We start from the raw sequence: 19294 nt of genomic DNA, 5'->3' as shown, positions 1-19294 counted from the left end.
GAAAATGGAGGCGCCTCAATAGCAGTCCGGCAGGATAGTGCAACGCTGGATGGAATCACATTCCTGCGTTTATCTGCCCGCTTATTTGCCTGCGCTCATTTGCCCCAGCGGGCGAAGGCGACCGAGGTTGCGGTCGAAAGTCCGAACACGACCATGGCGCCGCCGACCAGTGCGAACAAGGTCCAGGCCGGCGCCTGCGCCGTCATGAGACCGACGCCGCCGATCGCGACGATCAGCAGCCGCGCCGTGGAGGCCAGCACCGGACCGCCGACGCGCGCTGCGCCTTGCGAGGAAAAATACAGCGACACGCCCATGCCGAAGAACACGAAGGCCGGACCGGCCCAGTGGAAATAGCTGTGCGCCGCCGCGGTGACGCCGGGATCCCCGGTGAAGAGCGATACCCACAGCGCCGGATCAAGCGCGATGACGAGGCCGATCAGGCCGACGGTCAATCCCGAAGCCGCGGCCGCGGTCCAGGCGACACGCCGCGCGCGTTTCACATGTCCGGCGCCCATCGCCATGCCGACCATCGGCACCGAGGCGATGCCGAAGGCGAAGGTGATCGGGATCAGCAGGAATTCCAGCCGCGAGCCGATGCCGTAGCCGGCCAGCATCTCGGTGCCGAAGGTCGCGAGGATTTTTGTGAAGATCAGAATCGTGAGCACGGTCTGGAGTGGCGACAGGCAGGCGACCGCGCCGACCTTGAGGATGTCCAGGAACATCGCGCGTTCGAAATGGAAGGCGCGGACCTTCAGCGGCAGCCGGCTGCGGCCGGACAGCAGATACCAGAGGAAGAAGATCGCCGCGCAGGTGAAGGCGATCAACTGGCCGGCGGCGACACCGGGCATGCCGAATTGCTTCACGCCGAACAGGCCGAGCCCCAGCGTGCCGCCGAGCGCGATCTGGAGCGCGCTCGCCCCGATCAGAATCATCGAAGGCAGGCGCATGTCGCCGGTGCCGCGGATCACCGAGGCCAGTGTGTTGACGAGCCAGATCGCGACCGCGCCGGAGAACAGCATTTGCGAATAGCCGCTGGCTTCCTCGAGCACGCGCTCGCGTCCGCCGAGCAGCGTGAAGAAGCTGCTGCCGAAGGCGAGCATCATCACCGTGAAGAACAGTCCGCCGCAGAGGCCGATGATGGCGGCATGCAGCGCCAGCGTCGCGGCGCGGTCACGATCGCCTGCGCCGAGCGCGCGGCTGATCGCGGACGAAACGCCACCGCCCATTGCGCCCGCGCTCATCATCTGCGTCAGCATCGCGAACGGAAACACCAGCGCGATCGCCGCCAGCGGAATGGTGCCGAGCCGGCCGATATAGGAGGTCTCGGCAATCGCAACCAGCGTGCTGCCGACCATCGCGATCATGTTGGGGATCGCGAGCCGCAGCAGTGTCGGCAGGATCGGCGCCGTCAACAGGCTCGCAATGGGGGAAGCGACCGGTGCACGTGGCGGCGCGGCGTCTGCGGAGGCGTCGATCGTCATGTTCACCGGGCGGAATATTGGATGACGATCGACATCTTATCGGGCGCAGCATCTTCGCGCCAGTCCTCCCCTCACGCAGGGCTCACCAGGGCAGGCCGCATAGGTCGATGGTGCCCAGCGTCGGCGCGCGGACGATGTTGAAGACGTACGGCGCCATGTAGTCGAAGCGGATCCGACCCTCCGGCTGCTCGCAATAGACCTCGCCCTTGAAGGGCAGCCAGCTGCGGGCTTCGTAGAACGCAAAATTGTTCGATTCGGAGAACAGCAGCCCGAAACGGACCGCCTCGTTGGCGCGCATGGTGTGGATGGCTGCGTCGATCGCCATGGTCGCGTAGCCGCGGCCGCGCCGGTCCTCGCGGGTGCAGACCCCGCCGATGCCGCCGATGTGAACCTTCTGTCCATTCCAGGTGACGGTACGGAAGTAGATGCCGACGTGGCAGACGAGGCCGTCCTCGGGCGTCTCGATCAGCACGCGAAGGTCGGCATTGGCCCATTTAACGTGGCTCCACGACGGCTTCTCGGCGGCGTCGCGTCCCCAGACCGCACTGAGCAGGGGCTGTGCGATCCGCCACGAAGCGTCGCCGTTCAGGATGTCGATCTCGATGCTCATTGCCTTCTCTTTCGCATCTCCGCGCCGTGGTGCGTTCGTTCTGCCATAAGCGCCTCAAAGGCAATGATATTTTACGGCCTGTCGAAGCGCGCCCCACGATGCGTCGATTTTATGCAATCCGGCCAATCGGCCGCATCACGCATTTTCGCAAATTGGCGGTATTTAACGGCGGTGGAACCTTCTATAAGAGTCCCCGTTAAGCCAGTTCCCCATCAGTCGCGGACAACAACCCATGACCTTTACGCTGCCCCCACTCCCTTACGCCTATGACGCCCTCGGCCAGTTCATGTCGAAGGAGACGCTGGAATTCCACCACGACAAGCATCATCAGGCCTACGTCACCAACGGCAACAACGCGCTTAAGGGCACCGAATGGGAAGGCAAGTCCCTTGAGGAGATCGTCAAGGGCTCGTTCGGCAAGAACCCGGCCGTATTCAACAATGCCGGCCAGCACTACAACCACATCCACTTCTGGAGCTGGATGAAGCCCAATGGCGGCGGCACCAAGCTGCCGGGCAAGCTCGAGAAGAAGATCAACGAGGACCTCGGCGGCTTCGAGAAGTTCAAGACGGACTTCCAGGCGGCCGGCGTTGGCCAGTTCGGCTCCGGCTGGGCCTGGCTCCAGGTCAAGAACGGCAAGCTCGAGATCGCCAAGACCCCGAACGGCGAGAATCCGCTGGTGCACGGCGCCACCCCGATCCTCGGCGTGGACGTCTGGGAGCACTCCTACTACATCGACTATCGCAATCGCCGTCCGGACTATCTGAAGGCGTTCGTCGAGAACCTCGTGAACTGGGAATACGTCGAGTCCCTGTTCGACAAGGCCTGAGCCATCACACTTTCCGGGTGCGGCGTCGCCGCTCCGGGATGACGAACTCGAAAAGGCGGTCGCATGCGCGGCCGCCTTTTTGCTGTGCGGAATTCGGTTGCTGCTTCGCATGGGCCTGCGCGAGGTGCGCATCGCTTCCCGTCATCGTACTGTTTGCATCGCGTGGGCGGCGCCCTTAATCAGGATGGGCATCACCCTCGAGCCCACCGAGCCCGTTGTCAGAGCCTTCCCCGAACAATCCGGCGCCTGCCGAGGACGCGGAGTCCGAGCCGCGGCCGGGGCGTGTGCGCAAGCCGATCGGCTGGTCGACCATCATCATCGCGGTGCTGGTGGCGGTGAGCGCGGGCCTGGTCTGGCGGCGTGATGGCACAGACGGTGTCCTGGAGATTCTCACGCACGACCTCTCGCTGTTCGGCGGCATCCTGCCGCGCGTGCTGGCGGGCTGCTTGCTCGGGGCCTTCATCTCCGAAATCCTGCCGCACGAAAAAGTCTCGCGCTCGCTCGGGCCGAAATCCGGCCTGATGGGCCTTTTGATCGGCACCGCCTTCGGCGCGATCCTGCCGGGCGGACCCTTCACCGCCTATCCTGTGGCGAGCGCGCTGCTCGCTGTCGGCGCCGATTTCGGCGCCACCATCGCCATGGTCGTGAGCTGGACCCTGATCGGGTACGGCCGCGCGGTAGCCTGGGAAATCCCGATCATGGGCACCGACTTCACGCTGTGGCGGATCCTGATCTCGTTGCCGCTGCCGGTGCTCGCCGGCGCGCTCGGCCGCTTCGTCTATGTCCGGATCTATCCGCAGCCGGCCGCGAAGGACGACGAGAATTGAGCGCCGCGCTTCTGATCGACATCCTGCTGTGGGGCTCGGTGTTCGGCGTCGGCCTGATCGCCTTCCGCCGCGGCCCGCCGGTGTTCAAGGCCTCGCTCCGCGAAGGCTCCATGGACTTCATCAACATCGTGCCGCGCATTGCGCTCGGCGTGATCGGCTCCGGCTACATCGCCGCCATCATCCCGCAGGAGGTGATCACCGGCTGGCTCGGGCCGGACAGCGGCTGGCTCGGGGTTGCGACCGCCGTGGTCGCCGGCGCCGCCACGCCCGGCGGACCCGTGATCGGCTTCTCCATCGGCACGGTGGCGCTGAAGTCGGGCGGCGGGGTGCCGCAGGTGGTTGCCTACGTCGTCGCCTGGGCCTTATTTGCCTTCCAGCGGGTGATTTTATGGGAAATCCCGTTCATGCCGGCCCGGTTCGTCTGGTTCCGCTGCGCCGTCTCGGTGCCGTTCCCGTTCGTCGCCGCCGCCATCGCGATGGTGATCGGCAAGCCCTGAGCCGGCCGTGGACAGGGGTAATGTTATAATATAACGTCGCTGGTATGGTTCCCGCCGCGTCCCACGCTCATCACCACGACCACGTTCATGGCCAGTCCCATGACCATTCTCATGGCGACGGGCATTCGCATGGGCACGATCATACCCACGCCCATGTCCATGATGCGGCCTCGCCCCATCCGGCCCAGGACGCGCCTTGGTCGATCCTGCGCATGACCATGGCCGGCCGCCTCGCGGCCGCGCTTGCCGTCTGCGCCGTGCTCTGGGGCGTGGTCTTCCTGGCGATGAGGTGACCATGGCGGCCGTGCACTTCCATAATGTCACGCTCGGCTACGACCGGCATCCGGCCGTGCATCATCTCAACGGCGAGGTCGCCTCCGGTGCGCTGGTCGCCGTGATCGGCCCGAACGGCGCCGGCAAGTCGACGCTGTTGCGCGGCATCGTCGGCATCCTCCGGCCGCTCGACGGCAGCATCCATCTCGGCGGGCTCGATAGCCGCGATATCGCCTATCTGCCGCAGAGCGCGGAGATCGACCGCAGCTTCCCGATCTCGGTGTTCGACTTCGTCGGCACCGGGCTGTGGCGCGACGCGGGCCTGTTCGGGGGCATCGGCAAGGCTGCGCGGGAGAAGATCCTGCGCGCGATCGCTTCCGTCGGCCTCAACGGCTTCGAGAACCGCCCCATAGGCACGCTCTCGGGTGGGCAGATGCAGCGCATCTTGTTCGCGCGCGTGCTGCTCCAGGACGCGCGCCTGATCGTGCTCGACGAGCCCTTCAACGCCATCGACAGCAAGACCACGGCCGATCTGCTCGCGCTGGTGAAGCACTGGCACGGCGAGGGCCGCACCGTGCTCGCCGCGCTGCACGACATGGAAATGGTGCGCAACCATTTCACCGAAACGCTGGTGCTGGCGCGGGGCCCCGTGGCCTGGGGACCGACGGCGGAGGTGCTGACGCCGGAAAACCTGCTGGTCGCGATGCGGATGTGCGAGGCTTTTGACGATAGTGCCACGGCTTGCGCCGAGGACGGACGCTCGCGGGCGGCGTGATCACAGATGATCTATGACGCGCTGATCGGCCCGTTCACCGAATTCGAGTTCATGCGGCGCGCGCTTGCCGCCGTGATCGCGCTGTCGCTGGCGGGCGCACCGATCGGCGTGTTCCTGATGCTGCGGCGCATGAGCCTCGTCGGCGACGCCATGGCGCATGCGATCCTGCCCGGCGCGGCCGTCGGCTTCCTGCTCTCCGGCCTCAATCTGTTCGCGATGACCGCCGGCGGCCTGGTTGCAGGATTTGCGGTTGCGATCCTCGCCGGCGTGGTCGCGCGTTCGACCGGGCTCAAGGAGGACGCCTCGCTTGCGACCTTCTATCTGGCCTCGCTGGCGCTGGGTGTGACCATCGTCTCGATCAAGGGCACCAATATCGACCTCTTGCACGTGCTGTTCGGCAACATCCTCGCGATGGACGACCAGACCCTGCTGGTGGTGGCCTTCAACGCCACGGTGACGCTGCTGGTGCTCGCGGTGATCTATCGCCCGCTGGTGATCGAGAGCGTCGATCCCCTGTTCCTGCGCACCGTCAGCCGTGCCGGCGGCCCCGCGCATCTCGCCTTCCTCGCGCTCGTCGTGATCAATCTCGTCAACGGCTTTCAGGCGCTCGGCACCTTGCTGGCGGTGGGCCTGATGATCCTGCCGGCCGGCATTGCCCGGTTCTGGTCGCGCGATCTCACGGTCATGATCTGCATCGCCGTCGTCGCTGCCGCCGTCGCGGGCTATGCGGGCCTCGTGCTGTCGTTTCAGACCCGCGTGCCGTCGGGTCCTGCGATCATTCTGGTGGCGACGGTGCTTTACATCGTCTCGGTCCTGTTCGGCCGCGTCGGTGGTATCGTCCGGCAGATGTTTCCCGGCCGGCATCTGGAAGCGTGACGATGCGGCGTCTCCTGCTTTGTGTGCTCCTGCTGATCGCCTCGCCGCTGCATGCGGCCGAGCGGCTCAACGTCGTCGCGAGCTTCTCGATCCTCGGCGATTTCGTCCGGAACGTTGGCGGCGATCGGGTCGACGTCACGACGTTGGTCGGCCCCGACAGCGACGTCCACGTCTACACGCCCGCGCCAAGCGATGCGAAGCGGATTGCGGATGCAAAGCTCGTCATCGTCAACGGGCTCGGCCTCGAAGGCTGGCTGCCCCGTCTGGTGCAGTCCGCAGGAAGCAAGGCGCAGGTGGTCACCGTGAGTGCCGGCATCGTACCGCTGAAGCTCGGCTCGGCCGCGGATCCGCATGCCTGGCAGTCCGTCCCCAACGCCAGGATCTATGTGAGCGACATCGCCAATGCGTTGGCCGCGACCGACCCTGACGACGCCGAGTTCTTCCGCGCCCGGGCAAAGGCCTATCTGGACACGCTCGAAGCGCTCGACCGCGAGGTGCGGGAGGCCGTGGCGAAAATCCCACTGGGCCGGCGCAAGGTGATCTCCACCCACGACGCCTTCGGCTATTTCGCCGCCGAATATGGTGTCCAGTTCGTGGCCCCCTTGGGGGTCTCCACGGAGACCGAGCCCAGCGCGCGGGACATCGCCGCCATCATCGGCCAGATCAAGGCCCAAAAGATCCCGGCCGTGTTCCTGGAAAACATCAGCGATGACCGCCTGATCCGGCGGATCGCGGCCGAGACCGGGGCCAAGGTCGGCGGGACCCTGATTTCGGACGGTTTGACCGGCGAAAAGGGGCTTGCACCCACTTACATTGATATGGTCAGGCACAATATAAAGGCCCTGACCAGCGCGCTTGACCACTAGGGCAGGGGGCCACCCCGCCTCGCGTCGCGCGGAAAAGCCCGACCCGGAGTTGTCATGTCTGAAGCGTCCCAAAAAATTCCCGTGACCGTGCTGACCGGCTATCTCGGCGCCGGCAAGACCACGCTGCTGAACCGCATCCTGTCGGAAAACCACGGCAAGAAATACGCCGTCATCGTCAATGAATTCGGCGAGATCGGCATCGACAATGACCTCATCATCGGCGCCGATGAGGAAGTGTTCGAGATGAACAACGGCTGCATCTGCTGCACCGTGCGCGGCGACCTCGTGCGCATCATGGACGGCCTGATGAAGCGCAAGGGCAAGTTCGACGCCATCATCGTCGAGACTACCGGCCTTGCCGATCCCGCGCCCGTGGCCCAGACCTTCTTCGTCGACGAAGACGTGCAGAAGAACGCGCGGCTCGACGCGGTCGTCACGGTCGCCGACGCCAAATGGCTGTCGGACCGGCTCAAGGACGCGCCCGAGGCCAAGAACCAGATCGCGTTCGCCGACGTCATCGTGCTGAACAAGACCGATCTCGTCACCAAGCCGGAGCTTGCCGAGGTCGAGGCCCGCATCCGCGCCATCAACCCCTATGCCAAGTTGCATCGCACCGAGCGCTGCTCGGTCGCCCTGGCGGACGTGCTCGACCGCGGCGCCTTCGACCTCGACCGCATCCTCGACATCGAGCCGGACTTTTTAAATGCCGATGATCATGACCACGACCATGATCATCACGGCCACGACCATCACCACCATGATCACGGCCACGGCCTGAAGCACTATCACGACGAGGACATGCAGTCGCTCTCGCTCAAGACCGACAAGCCGCTTGATCCGAACATGTTCATGCCCTGGCTCCAGAACCTGGTGCAGGTGGAGGGCGGCAAGATCCTGCGCTCCAAGGGCATCCTTGCCTTCCACGACGATGATGACCGCTATGTCTTCCAGGGCGTCCACATGATGCTGGAGGGCAACCACCAGCGGAAGTGGAAGGACGGCGAGCCGCGCGAGAGCCGCCTCGTCTTCATCGGTCGCGAATTGCCGGAAAAGGCCATTCGCGAGGGCTTTGAGAGCTGCATCGTCTCGTGATGAAAGAGTTTACGCCGGCCCCCGATTCCGCCTCGATCGTCTCCGTCACCGATCGCGTCAAGCCTGTTACGCTCGGGATGGGCGTGACCTCGGTGTATTTCCTTGGGCCCCGCGCCGCCTTCGTCGGCGGCGAGGAGAATGTCGCGTTCGTCGACGCCAAGGGCGAGATCACGACGGTCGCCGTGCATAGTAGCGGCATTCTGTCGACCGCCTCCGATGGCAAGCGCCTCGTCATGGGCGGCGACGACGGCAAGGTCGTGTCGCTCGACGCCAAGGGTGAGGTGACGCTGCTCGCCACCGACCCTAAGCGGCGCTGGATCGACGCGGTGGCGCTGCATCCCGACGGGGCCTATGCCTGGTCGGCCGGCAAGACGGCCACCGTCAAGAGCGGCAAGACCGAGGAGAAGTCGCTCGAGGTGCCCTCGACCGTCGGCGGTCTCGCGTTCGCGCCGAAGGGCCTGCGGCTCGCGATCGCCCATTACAACGGCGCGACGCTGTGGTTTCCAAACATGGAAGGCTCCGCCGAATTCCTGCCCTGGGCCGGCTCGCATCTCGGCGTCACCTTCAGCCCCGACAACAAATTCCTGGTCACCACGATGCACGAGGCGGCGCTGCACGGCTGGCGGCTTGCCGACAACAGGCACATGCGCATGACCGGCTATCCCGGTCGCGTCCGCTCGATGTCATGGAGCGCGGGCGGCAAAGGGTTGGCGACTTCGGGTGCCGACACAGTCATCATCTGGCCGTTCGGCAGCAAGGACGGCCCGATGGGCAAGGAGCCCGCGATGCTCGCGCCGCTGCAGGCGCGCGTGTCGGTGGTCGCCTGCCATCCCAAGAACGACATTCTCGCCGCCGGTTACAGCGATGGCACCGTGCTGATGGTGCGGCTCGAGGACGGCGCCGAGATCCTCGTTCGCCGCAATGGCACGCCTCCGGTCGCCGCGATTGCCTGGAACGCCAAGGGCACGCTGCTGGCCTTCGCCGACGAGAACGGCGACGGCGGACTGCTGGAGCTGTGAGGCCGATTATCCACGGCCTCTCCCCGTTATGTTATTTTTTGTTAACGTGTAACATAACCGACAAGCAGCCTCTGTAGGGTCGCAGATGCAGAGCGCGCGGCGTGCAATTTCGAATTGCCGCCGCGCGATCGAATGTGCCTGGCGCCGGTTTGTCCGGGGCCAGTGTGCATTTCGAATCCTCGCATCAACACGCGCCACCGCAGGGAATTCAGATGCCCGTCATCCCCGATCTTCCGACCATCACCAGCATCACAGCGACCGATCCGACCCAGACCGACGCCGGAACGGTGCACTACACCGTCACGTTCTCGAAGCCTGTTCTTGGCGTCACGATTGATCAGTTCAGCCTTGCAACGAGTGGCAGCATCGGCGGCGCGGGCATCACCGACGTGACACCGGTCGCCGGCAGCAACCTTTCGAGCTATACGGTCACGGTGAATACCGGATTCGGCTCCGGCTCGGTGGCGCTCCAGTTCACGGGAAGCAACGTCCACGATACCAATGGTTACTATGTCGGACCGTACCAATCCGAATCGAAGCTGACCGTAAACAGCCCGACGTCCTTCGCGATCGGCGACGTCAACGGAGACGGGAAGCTGGACGTCGTAATGGGGACAAACTTTTTCGTCAACCCGAGCTACGTCAGCGTGGCGCTGAACGACGGCACCGGTCACTTCTCCTCAGCCTCGAACACCTCGAGCCCAGGCCTATTGCCCTTGCTGGCGCTTGCCGATCTGAATGGCGACGGCAAGCTGGACATCACACGGGTCACCCTCGACGGTACCGTGACTGTTCGTCTCGGCAACGGTAACGGCACGTTCGGGGCCAACACGAGCTATTCCGCCGGCAGCGGCGTCTATCAAACACCTAAAGTGATCGACGTGACCGGCGATGGCGTGCTCGACATCGTCGTCGGCAGCACGGTCCTGCCAGGAAATGGCAACGGTACGTTTGGGACTGCCATCACCACGAATCTCGGCGTCGGCTCCATCGCCTATGGCGACTTCAATAGAGACGGCAAGCTCGACCTCGTGACGAGGAATTCGACCAATCTGGCAATAGCGCTGAGCTTCGGCAATGGTGACGGCACGTTCCAGGCTCCGTCGTCCCCGGTCGGGACGGCGACATCTGTCCTCACCGGCGATTTCAACGGTGACGGCAAGCTCGACATGGCGGCCGTCAGCAGCGCCACAATCTCGATCCTGCTCGGCAACGGCGACGGCACTTTCACCTCGTCCGGGACGACTCTTCAGGCGGCGGGTACGATCGGATCCGGCGCGGTCGCCGACATCAACGGCGATGGCGTGGCTGATCTCGTGGTCGTCGGAACCAACAACACGCTCTCGACCTTCTTCGGTCACGGCGACGGCACGTTCGGGCAAGTGAGGATCTCGCCGCTCGACAAGACCGCCGGGCAGATCGGCGCCGGTGACCTGAACGGCGACGGCAAGGCCGACGTTCTGGTCGGATATCAATTCGGCACCAATCCTTTCACTCAAAGTTCGGGCACCGATATCCTGCTGACCGGTTCATCCAGCGAGACGGGACCGGCGTACACGATCGTACGGACGTCGCCGGCTCTGACCATCACCGACGGGGACGTCACCCTCGGCGCCGACGGCAACAATTACATCAACGCGGCGCATTTCCATGGTGGGGCGACGACGTTGGCCGGCACCGGCAATGCCGGCGACACCATCTCGGTCACCGACGCCATGACTCACGCAGTCGTCGGCACGGCCACGGTCGGCCAGAACGGCACGTGGAGCCTCGGCGTGTCCGGCCTGCAGGACGGCACCACTTACAGCTATGTCGCGGCTGCGACCGACTCCCACGGCAACAGCAGCGTCGGCCCGGCGTTCACCTTCACGGTCGATGCGACCGCATCGCTCGGGATCACGGGCATCAATTTGTCGGCCGACTCGTCGGTGTCAAACCCGAAGGTCACCCTGCAGGGGACGACCGACGTGCCGGCGCAGGTGACCGTCTCGATCGGAGGGACCGACGTGATCGTCTCCAGCGCGACCGGATCGTGGCAGTTCAATAGCCAGGTCGTGCCATACGGATTGACGACGATAACCGACAAGCAGTCCCTGTAGGGTCGCAGATGTAGAGAGCACGGCGTGCAATTTCGAATTGCTGCCGCGCGATCAGTTGCGCTTGGCGTCGGCCTGTCCGGAGCCGGCGTGCAATTCGAATCCTCGCATCAAGCGCCACGCCAGGGAATCCCCATGCCACTCATCCCCGTTCTTCCGACGCTCGTCAGCATCACAGGCACCGATCCGTCGTCGACCGACGCGTCCGTCGTGCACTACACCGTCACCTTTTCGAAGCCGGTGTCCGGCGTCACGGTCGATCAGTTCACCCTCGCCACGACGGGGAGCATCAATGGTGCCGGCATCACGGACATCACGCCGGTGGCTGGCAGCAACGGCGCGAGCTACACGGTCACGGTCAACACCGGCTCGGGCAGCGGTTCGCTGGGGCTGCAACTGACCGGCACCAATGTGCACGATTCCAGCGGCTATTATGTCGGGCCGTTCCAGTCCGAAACGCAGATGAGCGGTCCGCGCTTCAGCATCATCAACACGGCGGCGGTCGGCGACGTCAACGGCGATGGCAAGCAGGATATGGTGTACATCCGAACCGTCAGCGCTTCTGCATACTTTCTTGATGTCAGGACCAATGACGGCACGGGCCAGTTCACGCAAACCTCGCTGACCGGCGCCTCGGAGCTGGAATCGTCGATTCGACTCGGCGACGTCAACGGCGACGGCAAGCTGGACGTCCTGATGGGCAACATCTTCACCGGGACGCTGGACGTCAGGCTGGGCAATGGCGACGGCACGTTCGCGGCGGCGACGAAGTATGCGACGGGTGGCAGCACTGGCGGCAATATCAGGGCGTTTGCCGACTTCAACGGCGACGGCAGGGCCGACGTGATCATGTCGAACAACATCGGCACGTCGCTGCTGCTCGGTAACGGCGATGGTTCTTTCGGATCGCCCATTGCCACGAATGCCTCCAACGCCTTCGCGAGCGGAGATTTCAACGGCGATGGAAAGATCGATCTGCTTGTGCAGGACTCGTCAAGTTCGCCGGTTGCCGTGCGGCTTGGCAACGGGGATGGCACGTTCCAATCCCCGATCACGGCCGGCACCTCATCCAGAACGATCAGCGGCGACTTCAACGGCGACGGCAAGCTTGATCTTGCACTCGGAACCAACAACTCGATTGCGATCCTGCTCGGCAACGGCGACGGCACCTTCGCGTCGCCACAGACCTTCCTGACACCGGCGCCCATCTGGAACTTGGCGGCCGCGGACTTCAATGGCGACGGTAAAACGGACCTCGCCGTGGTCGCTAGCAGCAACAATACGCTTTCGACCTTTTACAGTCGCGGTGACGGCACGTTCGGCCCGGCGGTGACGTTGCCGCTCGCCTCGGGCGCCAACGGAATCACCGTCGGTGACCTCAATGGAGACGGAAAAGCCGACGTGGTGGTGGAGTGGACAACGAGCAACTCCTCGACCGGCGAGGATGTTTTCCTCACCGCGCCGAATTCGACCACCACGCAATATACGATCAGCCGCACGCCTCCGGCCCTGACGATCGTCGATGCGGACGTGACGCCGGGTGCGGACGGCAACAATTACATCAACGCGGCGCACTTCCATGGCGGGATGACGACCCTGTCCGGCTCCGGCAATGCCGGAGACACCGTCACGGTCACGAATGCCGGCGACAATTCCGTCGTTGGCGTCACCACGGTTGGCAGCGATGGCAGTTGGAGCCTCGGCGTGTCCGGCCTCCAGGACGGCTCGACCTACAGCTACGCCGCGACCGCCACGGATAGCCAGGGCAACCACAGCAATCCCGGGCCCGCATTCACCTTTACGGTCGATGCGACCGCGCCCGTCCTCGCGATCACGAGCATCGAAAATTCCGATGCAACGCCCTTTTCGATCACCGTCCGGGGCACGCTCGACGTGGCCGACGCGACCTCCGCGCTCACCTTGTCGTTTGGTCCAACGGATCACGCGGTCACCAGCGCCGCCGATGGCACTTGGCGGCTGGACAATCTGTCTCCGGCAACCGGACTTTCCTATGTGACGGCCCGTCTGCGCGACGCCGCCGGCAATACCGGCGTGTCGCAATCGATCCCTCTCGCCTTTGGCTACACGCTGGCGAGCGGCGCCTCACTTGAGAACGCGATCGTCGCGGCGGCCTCCTCGTCCTTCAACCCGAGCCTTGTTGTCCGCGGCACCTCGGTCGGGGCGACCGTCTTGCGCAACGGAATCGAAGAAGACTACGGCATCTCGACCGGATCGGTGGTCAAGAACGGCGGCCAGCAGCATGTTTTTGGCACCGGCACGACCGGCGCGATGATCGAAGCCGGCGGCTATCAGGACATCCGCGCCGGTGGGCGTGCGACAGATACCCTGTTGTACGGTTTCGGGCAGGTCTACGCTAACGGCACCTCGGCCCACGCCACGATCAAGGCTGGCGGACAGCAGTCCGTTGCCGCCGGCGGCCGCGACGTCAACTCGACGATCGACGGCGGAACGCAATATCTGAGCGGAACGGCGACGGGCACGACGGTGGGCGCCGGCGGCAATCAATACGACTACGGCACGGCGAACGGCGTCGTGGTCCAGAGTGGCGGCTCCCAGCACGTCTATCAGGGCGGTAGCGCCGCCGGAACGACGGTCGCGGCGGGTGGCTACCAGGATGTTTATCAAGGTACCGTCACCGATACCGTGCTCGACGGCAATCAGCAGGTGCTCGGCAATGGCCACGCTGCCGGCACCGTCATCAATGCCGGTGGGCGACAATATGTCGGCTCCGGTGGGGCGACAACGGGCACGACGATCGCAGCCGGCGGCTTCCAATACGTGGACGCCGGCGCCACCGACGGCAGCGCGACGATCAATGGCGGCTTTCAGTTCGTCGCAGGTGCTGCGACCGCAACGACCGTCAGCGGCGGTGGCGAGCAGGATGTGGGGGCGGGCGGCAACGTCTCGAACGCGCATCTGGATGGCGGCAGCGAGCATGTCTACGCTGGCGGCCTGCTCCAGAACGTCGATTTCGGCGGCTCCGGCGGCGCAACGCTGGTGCTGGACATGCCGGCGGGCCTGACCGGCTCGATCGCCAATTTCGGCGCCGATGACTCCATCGACTTCCGCAACACCGTGATCAGCAGCCTCGATGTCGACAGCGCGAACAATCTGACGGTCACGACCGACGGCGGCCAGAGCTACTCCTGGGCTCTGCTGGCGCAATACTCGGCCTCGTCCTTCGCGCTCTCGGCCGACGGCAATGGCGGCACAGTGCTGAGCTATACGCCGCCCCAGCAGACGTTGCTCGCGGCCGCTCACTAAGGCGGAGAAAACAAGACGACCGGGCATCGGCTTCCACAGCCGGTGCCCGTTCAAATTGACCTCGTCGGCACTCTCGCATAGATCGTTTGCCAACCCGTGCGAGGGACCATGCGGTTTTTGACGACCTTCCAGATTGCTGACTTCGCGGACACGCTGGTCAGCCTGTTCACGGCCTTCGTGCTGGGCACCCTGATCGGCGCCGAGCGGCAGTACCGCCAGCGCACCGCGGGCCTGCGCACCAACGTGCTGGTCGCGGTCGGTGCTGCCGCCTTCGTCGATCTCGCGATGCACCTGACCGGTGCCGACGGCGCGGTCCGCGTGATCTCCTATGTCGTATCAGGCATCGGCTTCCTCGGCGCCGGCGTCATCATGAAGCAGGGCATGGACGTGCGCGGGCTCAACACCGCGGCGACGCTGTGGGCCTCGGCCGCGGTCGGCTCCTGTGCCGGCGCCGACATGGTCGCGCAGGCGGCCGCGCTGACCGTGTTCGTCATCGCCGGCAACACCATGCTGCGCCCGCTGGTCAACGCCATCAACCGCATTCCGCTGAACGAGAAGGCCTCGGAGGCGACCTACTACTTCAAGCTCGCCGTGGCGGCCGACGCCCTGCCCGACATGCGCGACCGCCTCGCTGAAAAGCTGGAGGCCGCGAAATATCCGGTGGCCGATATCGACGTGGTTGAGATCGGGGATGACATTCTCGAGGTCGTCGCAAAGCTGGTTGCGACCGCAGTCGATCCGAACGAGCTGAACGCGGTGGCGACCGATCTCCAGCACCTGCCGGGCGTGCGCCACGCCACCTGGGAAGTCAGCACCTCAGACTGAGCGCGGCGTTTTGGCGCGCGAAGGCACGGTTCCCGCCTCGTCCGCCATGGAACCGCAGTCGGGCAAGTTCGTTGATCCCGCGGATAAAGGCGGTGATCGACATGCCCGGCCCAAATGACAAGCGCAGACTGAAACGCGACCTGATGATCGCCTGCTCGCTGTTCGCAGCAGGCGCCGTGGTGTCAGGTCTATCGCTGGCGCAGATCCGGGCCGAAAGCCGGACGCAGACGGCGCAGGCGACGCAACCGCTCCAGGGCACGCCGTCCAGCGATCAGGACAAGACGCCCGCGCAGGCCAAGCCCGGTGGCGACCGGCCGACCACGCCGGCCCCCGAGCCCGCGCGCCCCGATCCGCAGACGCAGGGTGCGGCGACCAAGCCGGCACTGCCGGCGGCGCCCGCGGAGAAGATCGCGCCCCCGATCAAGGAGAAGTAGCCCGGCGGCCGGCGTATTGTGACGCGCATTTGATCTCGCCTCGGCAACCGGCCCGTTCCATAATCTGTCGCGCCAACGACAGATGGGGCCTCCCATGAAGATCGAAGACGTCCGCCGCACCGCCTATTCGATGCCGCTCACCAACCCGGCATTCCCGCCGGGGCCATATCGCTTCTTCGACCGCGAATATTTCATCATCACCTACAGGACCGATCCCGAAGCCCTCGCCGCCATCGTGCCCGAGCCGCTTGAGGTGGCGGAGCCGGTGGTGAAATACGAATTCATCCGCATGCCCGACTCGACCGGATTCGGCGACTACACCGAAACCGGGCAGGTGATCCCGGTCCGCTTCAAGGGCGAGGAGGGCGGCTACACCCACGCGATGTATCTGGACGACGAGGCCCCGATCGCCGGCGGCCGCGAGCTGTGGGGCTTTCCGAAAAAGCTCGCAAGGCCCAAGATCGAGATCGAGAGCGACGTCCTGGTCGGCTCGCTGCATTACGGCTCGGTCCTCTGCGCTTCGGCCACGATGGGCTACAAGCACCGCAAGGTCGACCACGACACGGTGCTGAAGTCGATGGCGGCGCCGAACTTCATCCTGAAGATCATCCCGCATGTCGACGGCAGCCCGCGGATCTGCGAGCTGGTGCGGTTTCATCTCGATGACGTCGTGCTGAAGGAAGCTTGGACCGGCCCTGCCGCGCTCGGGCTGTTTCCCCACGCACTCTGCGACGTCGCCCGCCTGCCGGTGCGCGAGGTGGTCTCCGCGCTGCATTTCAAAGCGGACCTGACGCTCGGGCTCGGTAGCGTGGCGTTCGATTACTTGGCGAAATAGGTCGGCAAAAAGAAATGCCCGGCACAAGGCCGGGCATCGCTATCAACCGGAAGCGCTGAGAGGTCAGCGCACCAGGACATTCCGGAACTGCCAGGGATCGCTCGTGTCGATGTCTTCCGGGAACAGTCCCGGACGATCCGTCAGCGGCGTCCAGTCGGTGTAGTAACCCTTCACCGGGCCGAGATACGGCAGCTGGATCTCCAGCAGACGATCGAAATCCATCTCGTCGGCTTCGACGATGCCTTCGTTCGGGTTTTCCAGCGCCCACACCATGCCGCCGAGCACGGCGGAGGTCACCTGCAGGCCGGTGGCGTTCTGATAGGGCGCGAGTTGGCGGGTCTCTTCGATGGAGAGCTGCGAGCCGTACCAATAGGCATTGTTGTCGTGGCCGAACAGCAGCACGCCGAGCTCGTCGATGCCGTCGACGATCTCGTTCTCATCGAGGATGTGGTGCTTTTCCTGCATCTTCGCGGCGCGGCCGAACATTTCGTGCAGCGACAGCACGGCATCGTCAGCCGGATGGTAGGCGTAGTGGCAGGTCGGCCGGTAGACCGCCGTGCCCGATGCGTCACGCACCGTGAAGTAATCGGAGATCGAGATCGACTCGTTGTGGGTGACGAGGAAGCCATACTGCGCGCCGCGGGTCGGGCACCAGGTGCGCACGCGCGTGTTGGCGCCGGGCTGCATCAGATAGATGGCCGCGCCGCAGCCGGCTTCGTGGGTGCGCGCATTCTCGGGCTTCCATTTTTCATGGGTGCCCCAGCCGAGCTCGGACGGCTGAACGCCTTCCGACAGGAAGCCTTCCACCGACCAGGTGTTGACGAAGACGTCAGGCTCTTTCGGCGACTTGGAGCGCTGGGTGTCGCGTTCGGCGATGTGGATGCCCTTGATGCCGGCCTGCCGCATAAGGTCCGCCCACTCGGCCTTTGTCTTCGGCTTGGGGGCATTGAGCTTCAGATCGGCGGCGACATTGAGCAGCGCCTGCTTGACGAAAAAGGAGACCATGCCGGGATTGGCGCCACAGCAGGAGACGGCCGTCGTCGAGCCGGCGGGGCGCGCCTTCTTGGCGGCCAGCGTTACTTCGCGAAGCGCGTAATTGGAGCGCGCTTCCGGGCCCTTCGAGGAATCGAAATAGAAGCCGAGCCAAGGCTCGTTGACGGTGTCGATATAGAGCGCGCCGAGCTCATTGCAGAGCTCCATGATGTCGGTGGAGCCGGTATCGACCGAGAGATTGACGCAAAAGCCCTGGCCGCCGCCTTCGGTGAGCAGCGGGGTCAGCAACTCGCGGTAATTGTCCCTGGTCACGGCCTTCTGGATGAAGCGGACGTTCTGCTTCTCGCAATGCGCCTTGCGTCCCTCGTCCTTAGGATCGATCACGGTGACGCGCGACTTGTCGTAATCGAGATGCCGCTCGATCATCGGCAGCGTGCCTTTGCCGATGGAGCCGAAGCCGACCATGACGATGGGACCAGTGATCTTCGCGTAGATCTGCGAGGGGTGGCTCATGGGATGGTTTCTCCGGAACGTGCTGGCAGACAAAGGGTGGGGGGGGGGTGGATCAGGCGCTGCGGCGCTTGGCGGTGACTTCGATCTCGACCTTCATCTCGGGCTTGGCGAGCGCGCTGACGACAAGCAGTGTCGCAGCCGGCCTGATGTCGCCGAGAACCTCGCCGCAGACGGCGAAGTGGGCATCGATGTAGCTGGCGTCGGTGACGTAGTAGGTCGCACGGACGATATCGGCCATCTCGAATCCGCCCTCCTTCAGGGCGGCTTCGATGGTCTTGAAGCAGTTGCGTGACTGGCTCGTGACATCGGCCGGCATCGTCATCGTCGTGTAGTCATAGCCGGTGGTTCCGGCGACAAAGGCGAACTCGCCGTCGATCACGGCGCGGCTGTAGCCGACGGTCTTCTCGAGGGGAGAGCCGGTGGAGATCAGGCGACGGGACATGGTCGTGGGCCTCGACTGAAGGGGGTGTTTGGCGGGTTAAAGGGCGTTTCTCAGGCCCGCGCAACCCCAAAGGAACGGGCACGCGCGAGCATCGCCGCGGAACGCGGCTTAAGTCGTCGCCATCATGGCAATCCCTTAGGCCGCGTGCGCCTGGAGGGCGCGAACTACCCTCCGTTTGGGCAGGGCCGTGCCGGTCGGCACGATCATCCCCTCAACGCCATCCAGCGCACCGGCCTGGAATTCGATCGCCAGCAGGCGATCGCGCTCGAACGGGCCGGGCAGCATCAATGCGCCGGTCTTCTCGGGCGAGAAGCCGAAGCGGGCGTAATAGGGGGCATCGCCGAGCAGGATCACGGCGGCATGCCCGCGTGCCCGGGCGGCGGCCAGCGCTTGATGCATCAGCGCGGCGCCGATCCCGAGCTCGCGGAAGGCAGGGTCCACCGCCAGCGGTCCGAGGACCAAAGCGGGCCTGCCTCCGGCGCTGACGTGCCACAGCCGCACGGTTCCCACGAGTGTCCCCTCGCGCACAGCCGACAGGGCAAGGCCTGCGGCAGGTGCACGTCCGTCGCGCAGGCGCTGGCAGGTGCGGTCATGGCGGTTCTCGCCAAAGCTTGCATCCAGCAGCGCTTCACGGGCGGCGACGTCGGCAGCACGTTCCGCACGGATCGCGAACGGAGCGGCTTTCGAAGTGAGGGCGACTTGTGGCTTCCGAAAAGCAGTCATGGC

General features: G+C 64.8%; 19 protein-coding genes. 14 read left to right on the top strand and 5 right to left on the bottom strand.

Annotated features, from left to right (window positions below):
- Positions 1-95: 95 nt before the first annotated feature.
- The gene (locus tag IVB46_RS14740; RefSeq protein ID WP_247315805.1) at positions 96-1481 is read right to left on the bottom strand and encodes an MATE family efflux transporter; all 1386 of its coding nucleotides are present in this window, start codon (positions 1479-1481) and stop codon (positions 96-98) included.
- Between the two features lie 82 nt (positions 1482-1563).
- Positions 1564-2091, bottom strand: coding sequence for a GNAT family N-acetyltransferase (locus tag IVB46_RS14735; protein ID WP_063985731.1), 528 nt, complete (start codon positions 2089-2091; stop codon positions 1564-1566).
- A gap of 232 nt (positions 2092-2323) precedes the next feature.
- On the opposite strand from IVB46_RS14735, the gene IVB46_RS14730 reads away from it, so the two are divergent.
- The 14 genes from IVB46_RS14730 (at position 2324) to IVB46_RS14665 (ending at position 16620) form a co-directional block, all read left to right on the top strand.
- Positions 2324-2920: a superoxide dismutase gene (locus IVB46_RS14730; RefSeq protein WP_063985730.1), complete on the top strand. Its 597-nt coding sequence runs from the start codon at positions 2324-2326 to the stop codon at positions 2918-2920.
- Positions 2921-3135: 215 nt separating this feature from the next.
- Positions 3136-3747 (top strand): permease, encoded by a 612-nt coding sequence (locus IVB46_RS14725; RefSeq protein WP_247315803.1) that lies wholly within the window; start codon positions 3136-3138, stop codon positions 3745-3747.
- Entirely contained in the window at positions 3744-4244 is a 501-nt protein-coding gene (locus tag IVB46_RS14720; RefSeq protein ID WP_008138982.1) for a hypothetical protein, read from the top strand. Before IVB46_RS14725 ends, IVB46_RS14720 begins: the two co-directional genes overlap by 4 nt.
- A gap of 44 nt (positions 4245-4288) precedes the next feature.
- A complete protein-coding gene (locus IVB46_RS14715) occupies positions 4289-4537 on the top strand; it encodes a hypothetical protein (protein ID WP_063985728.1) in 249 nt (82 codons plus the stop codon).
- A 2-nt stretch (positions 4538-4539) separates the two neighbouring features.
- Entirely contained in the window at positions 4540-5292 is a 753-nt protein-coding gene (locus IVB46_RS14710; protein WP_063985727.1) for an ABC transporter ATP-binding protein, read from the top strand.
- A 6-nt stretch (positions 5293-5298) separates the two neighbouring features.
- On the top strand, positions 5299-6168 hold the full coding sequence (locus IVB46_RS14705; RefSeq protein ID WP_247315801.1) for a metal ABC transporter permease: 870 nt from the start codon (positions 5299-5301) through the stop codon (positions 6166-6168).
- Between the two features lie 2 nt (positions 6169-6170).
- Entirely contained in the window at positions 6171-7034 is an 864-nt protein-coding gene (locus IVB46_RS14700) for a metal ABC transporter substrate-binding protein (protein ID WP_247315799.1), read from the top strand.
- Positions 7035-7088: 54 nt separating this feature from the next.
- Positions 7089-8126, top strand: a complete 1038-nt coding sequence (locus IVB46_RS14695; RefSeq protein WP_247315797.1) for a GTP-binding protein — start codon at positions 7089-7091, stop codon at positions 8124-8126.
- Positions 8126-9145, top strand: coding sequence for a WD40 repeat domain-containing protein (locus IVB46_RS14690; protein WP_247315793.1), 1020 nt, complete (start codon positions 8126-8128; stop codon positions 9143-9145). Before IVB46_RS14695 ends, IVB46_RS14690 begins: the two co-directional genes overlap by 1 nt.
- 212 nt (positions 9146-9357) lie before the next feature.
- Entirely contained in the window at positions 9358-11244 is a 1887-nt protein-coding gene (locus IVB46_RS14685) for an FG-GAP-like repeat-containing protein (protein WP_247343030.1), read from the top strand.
- Positions 11245-11376: 132 nt separating this feature from the next.
- Entirely contained in the window at positions 11377-14526 is a 3150-nt protein-coding gene (locus tag IVB46_RS14680) for an FG-GAP-like repeat-containing protein (protein ID WP_247315789.1), read from the top strand.
- Positions 14527-14634: 108 nt separating this feature from the next.
- The gene (locus tag IVB46_RS14675) at positions 14635-15351 is read left to right on the top strand and encodes an MgtC/SapB family protein (protein ID WP_028148118.1); all 717 of its coding nucleotides are present in this window, start codon (positions 14635-14637) and stop codon (positions 15349-15351) included.
- A 101-nt stretch (positions 15352-15452) separates the two neighbouring features.
- Positions 15453-15785: a hypothetical protein gene (locus tag IVB46_RS14670; protein WP_247315787.1), complete on the top strand. Its 333-nt coding sequence runs from the start codon at positions 15453-15455 to the stop codon at positions 15783-15785.
- A 94-nt stretch (positions 15786-15879) separates the two neighbouring features.
- Positions 15880-16620, top strand: coding sequence for an acetoacetate decarboxylase (locus tag IVB46_RS14665; RefSeq protein WP_071909407.1), 741 nt, complete (start codon positions 15880-15882; stop codon positions 16618-16620).
- A gap of 63 nt (positions 16621-16683) precedes the next feature.
- Here the strand turns inward: IVB46_RS14665 and IVB46_RS14660 are convergent, their stop codons facing one another.
- From IVB46_RS14660 to IVB46_RS14650, 3 genes are all read right to left on the bottom strand, one after another.
- Positions 16684-18126 carry a homospermidine synthase gene (locus IVB46_RS14660; RefSeq protein ID WP_247315785.1) on the bottom strand — a complete coding sequence of 481 codons (1443 nt, stop codon included), beginning with the start codon at positions 18124-18126 and terminating at the stop codon, positions 16684-16686.
- Positions 18127-18178: 52 nt separating this feature from the next.
- Entirely contained in the window at positions 18179-18568 is a 390-nt protein-coding gene (locus IVB46_RS14655; protein WP_085398473.1) for a RidA family protein, read from the bottom strand.
- Between the two features lie 135 nt (positions 18569-18703).
- Positions 18704-19291: an N-acetyltransferase gene (locus IVB46_RS14650; protein ID WP_247315781.1), complete on the bottom strand. Its 588-nt coding sequence runs from the start codon at positions 19289-19291 to the stop codon at positions 18704-18706.
- Positions 19292-19294 lie beyond the last annotated feature (3 nt).

The organism is Bradyrhizobium sp. 61 (assembly GCF_023073075.1).
GTDB lineage: Bacteria > Pseudomonadota > Alphaproteobacteria > Rhizobiales > Xanthobacteraceae > Bradyrhizobium > Bradyrhizobium barranii.
The sequence above is the reverse complement of the archived record's forward strand: the minus strand, read 5'-3'. Positions and strand labels throughout refer to the sequence as shown.

What these genes read in the sequence shown, in the direction of transcription:
- IVB46_RS14740 (WP_247315805.1), bottom strand. Translation starts at nt 1,481, where the DNA reads ATGACGATCGACGCCTCCGCAGACGCCGCGCCGCCACGTGCACCGGTC.
- IVB46_RS14735 (WP_063985731.1), bottom strand. Translation starts at nt 2,091, where the DNA reads ATGAGCATCGAGATCGACATCCTGAACGGCGACGCTTCGTGGCGGATC.
- IVB46_RS14730 (WP_063985730.1), top strand. Translation starts at nt 2,324, where the DNA reads ATGACCTTTACGCTGCCCCCACTCCCTTACGCCTATGACGCCCTCGGC.
- IVB46_RS14715 (WP_063985728.1), top strand. Translation starts at nt 4,289, where the DNA reads ATGGTTCCCGCCGCGTCCCACGCTCATCACCACGACCACGTTCATGGC.
- IVB46_RS14710 (WP_063985727.1), top strand. Translation starts at nt 4,540, where the DNA reads ATGGCGGCCGTGCACTTCCATAATGTCACGCTCGGCTACGACCGGCAT.
- IVB46_RS14705 (WP_247315801.1), top strand. Translation starts at nt 5,299, where the DNA reads ATGATCTATGACGCGCTGATCGGCCCGTTCACCGAATTCGAGTTCATG.
- IVB46_RS14700 (WP_247315799.1), top strand. Translation starts at nt 6,171, where the DNA reads ATGCGGCGTCTCCTGCTTTGTGTGCTCCTGCTGATCGCCTCGCCGCTG.
- IVB46_RS14695 (WP_247315797.1), top strand. Translation starts at nt 7,089, where the DNA reads ATGTCTGAAGCGTCCCAAAAAATTCCCGTGACCGTGCTGACCGGCTAT.
- IVB46_RS14690 (WP_247315793.1), top strand. Translation starts at nt 8,126, where the DNA reads ATGAAAGAGTTTACGCCGGCCCCCGATTCCGCCTCGATCGTCTCCGTC.
- IVB46_RS14685 (WP_247343030.1), top strand. Translation starts at nt 9,358, where the DNA reads ATGCCCGTCATCCCCGATCTTCCGACCATCACCAGCATCACAGCGACC.
- IVB46_RS14680 (WP_247315789.1), top strand. Translation starts at nt 11,377, where the DNA reads ATGCCACTCATCCCCGTTCTTCCGACGCTCGTCAGCATCACAGGCACC.
- IVB46_RS14675 (WP_028148118.1), top strand. Translation starts at nt 14,635, where the DNA reads ATGCGGTTTTTGACGACCTTCCAGATTGCTGACTTCGCGGACACGCTG.
- IVB46_RS14670 (WP_247315787.1), top strand. Translation starts at nt 15,453, where the DNA reads ATGCCCGGCCCAAATGACAAGCGCAGACTGAAACGCGACCTGATGATC.
- IVB46_RS14665 (WP_071909407.1), top strand. Translation starts at nt 15,880, where the DNA reads ATGAAGATCGAAGACGTCCGCCGCACCGCCTATTCGATGCCGCTCACC.
- IVB46_RS14660 (WP_247315785.1), bottom strand. Translation starts at nt 18,126, where the DNA reads ATGAGCCACCCCTCGCAGATCTACGCGAAGATCACTGGTCCCATCGTC.
- IVB46_RS14655 (WP_085398473.1), bottom strand. Translation starts at nt 18,568, where the DNA reads ATGTCCCGTCGCCTGATCTCCACCGGCTCTCCCCTCGAGAAGACCGTC.
- IVB46_RS14650 (WP_247315781.1), bottom strand. Translation starts at nt 19,291, where the DNA reads ATGACTGCTTTTCGGAAGCCACAAGTCGCCCTCACTTCGAAAGCCGCT.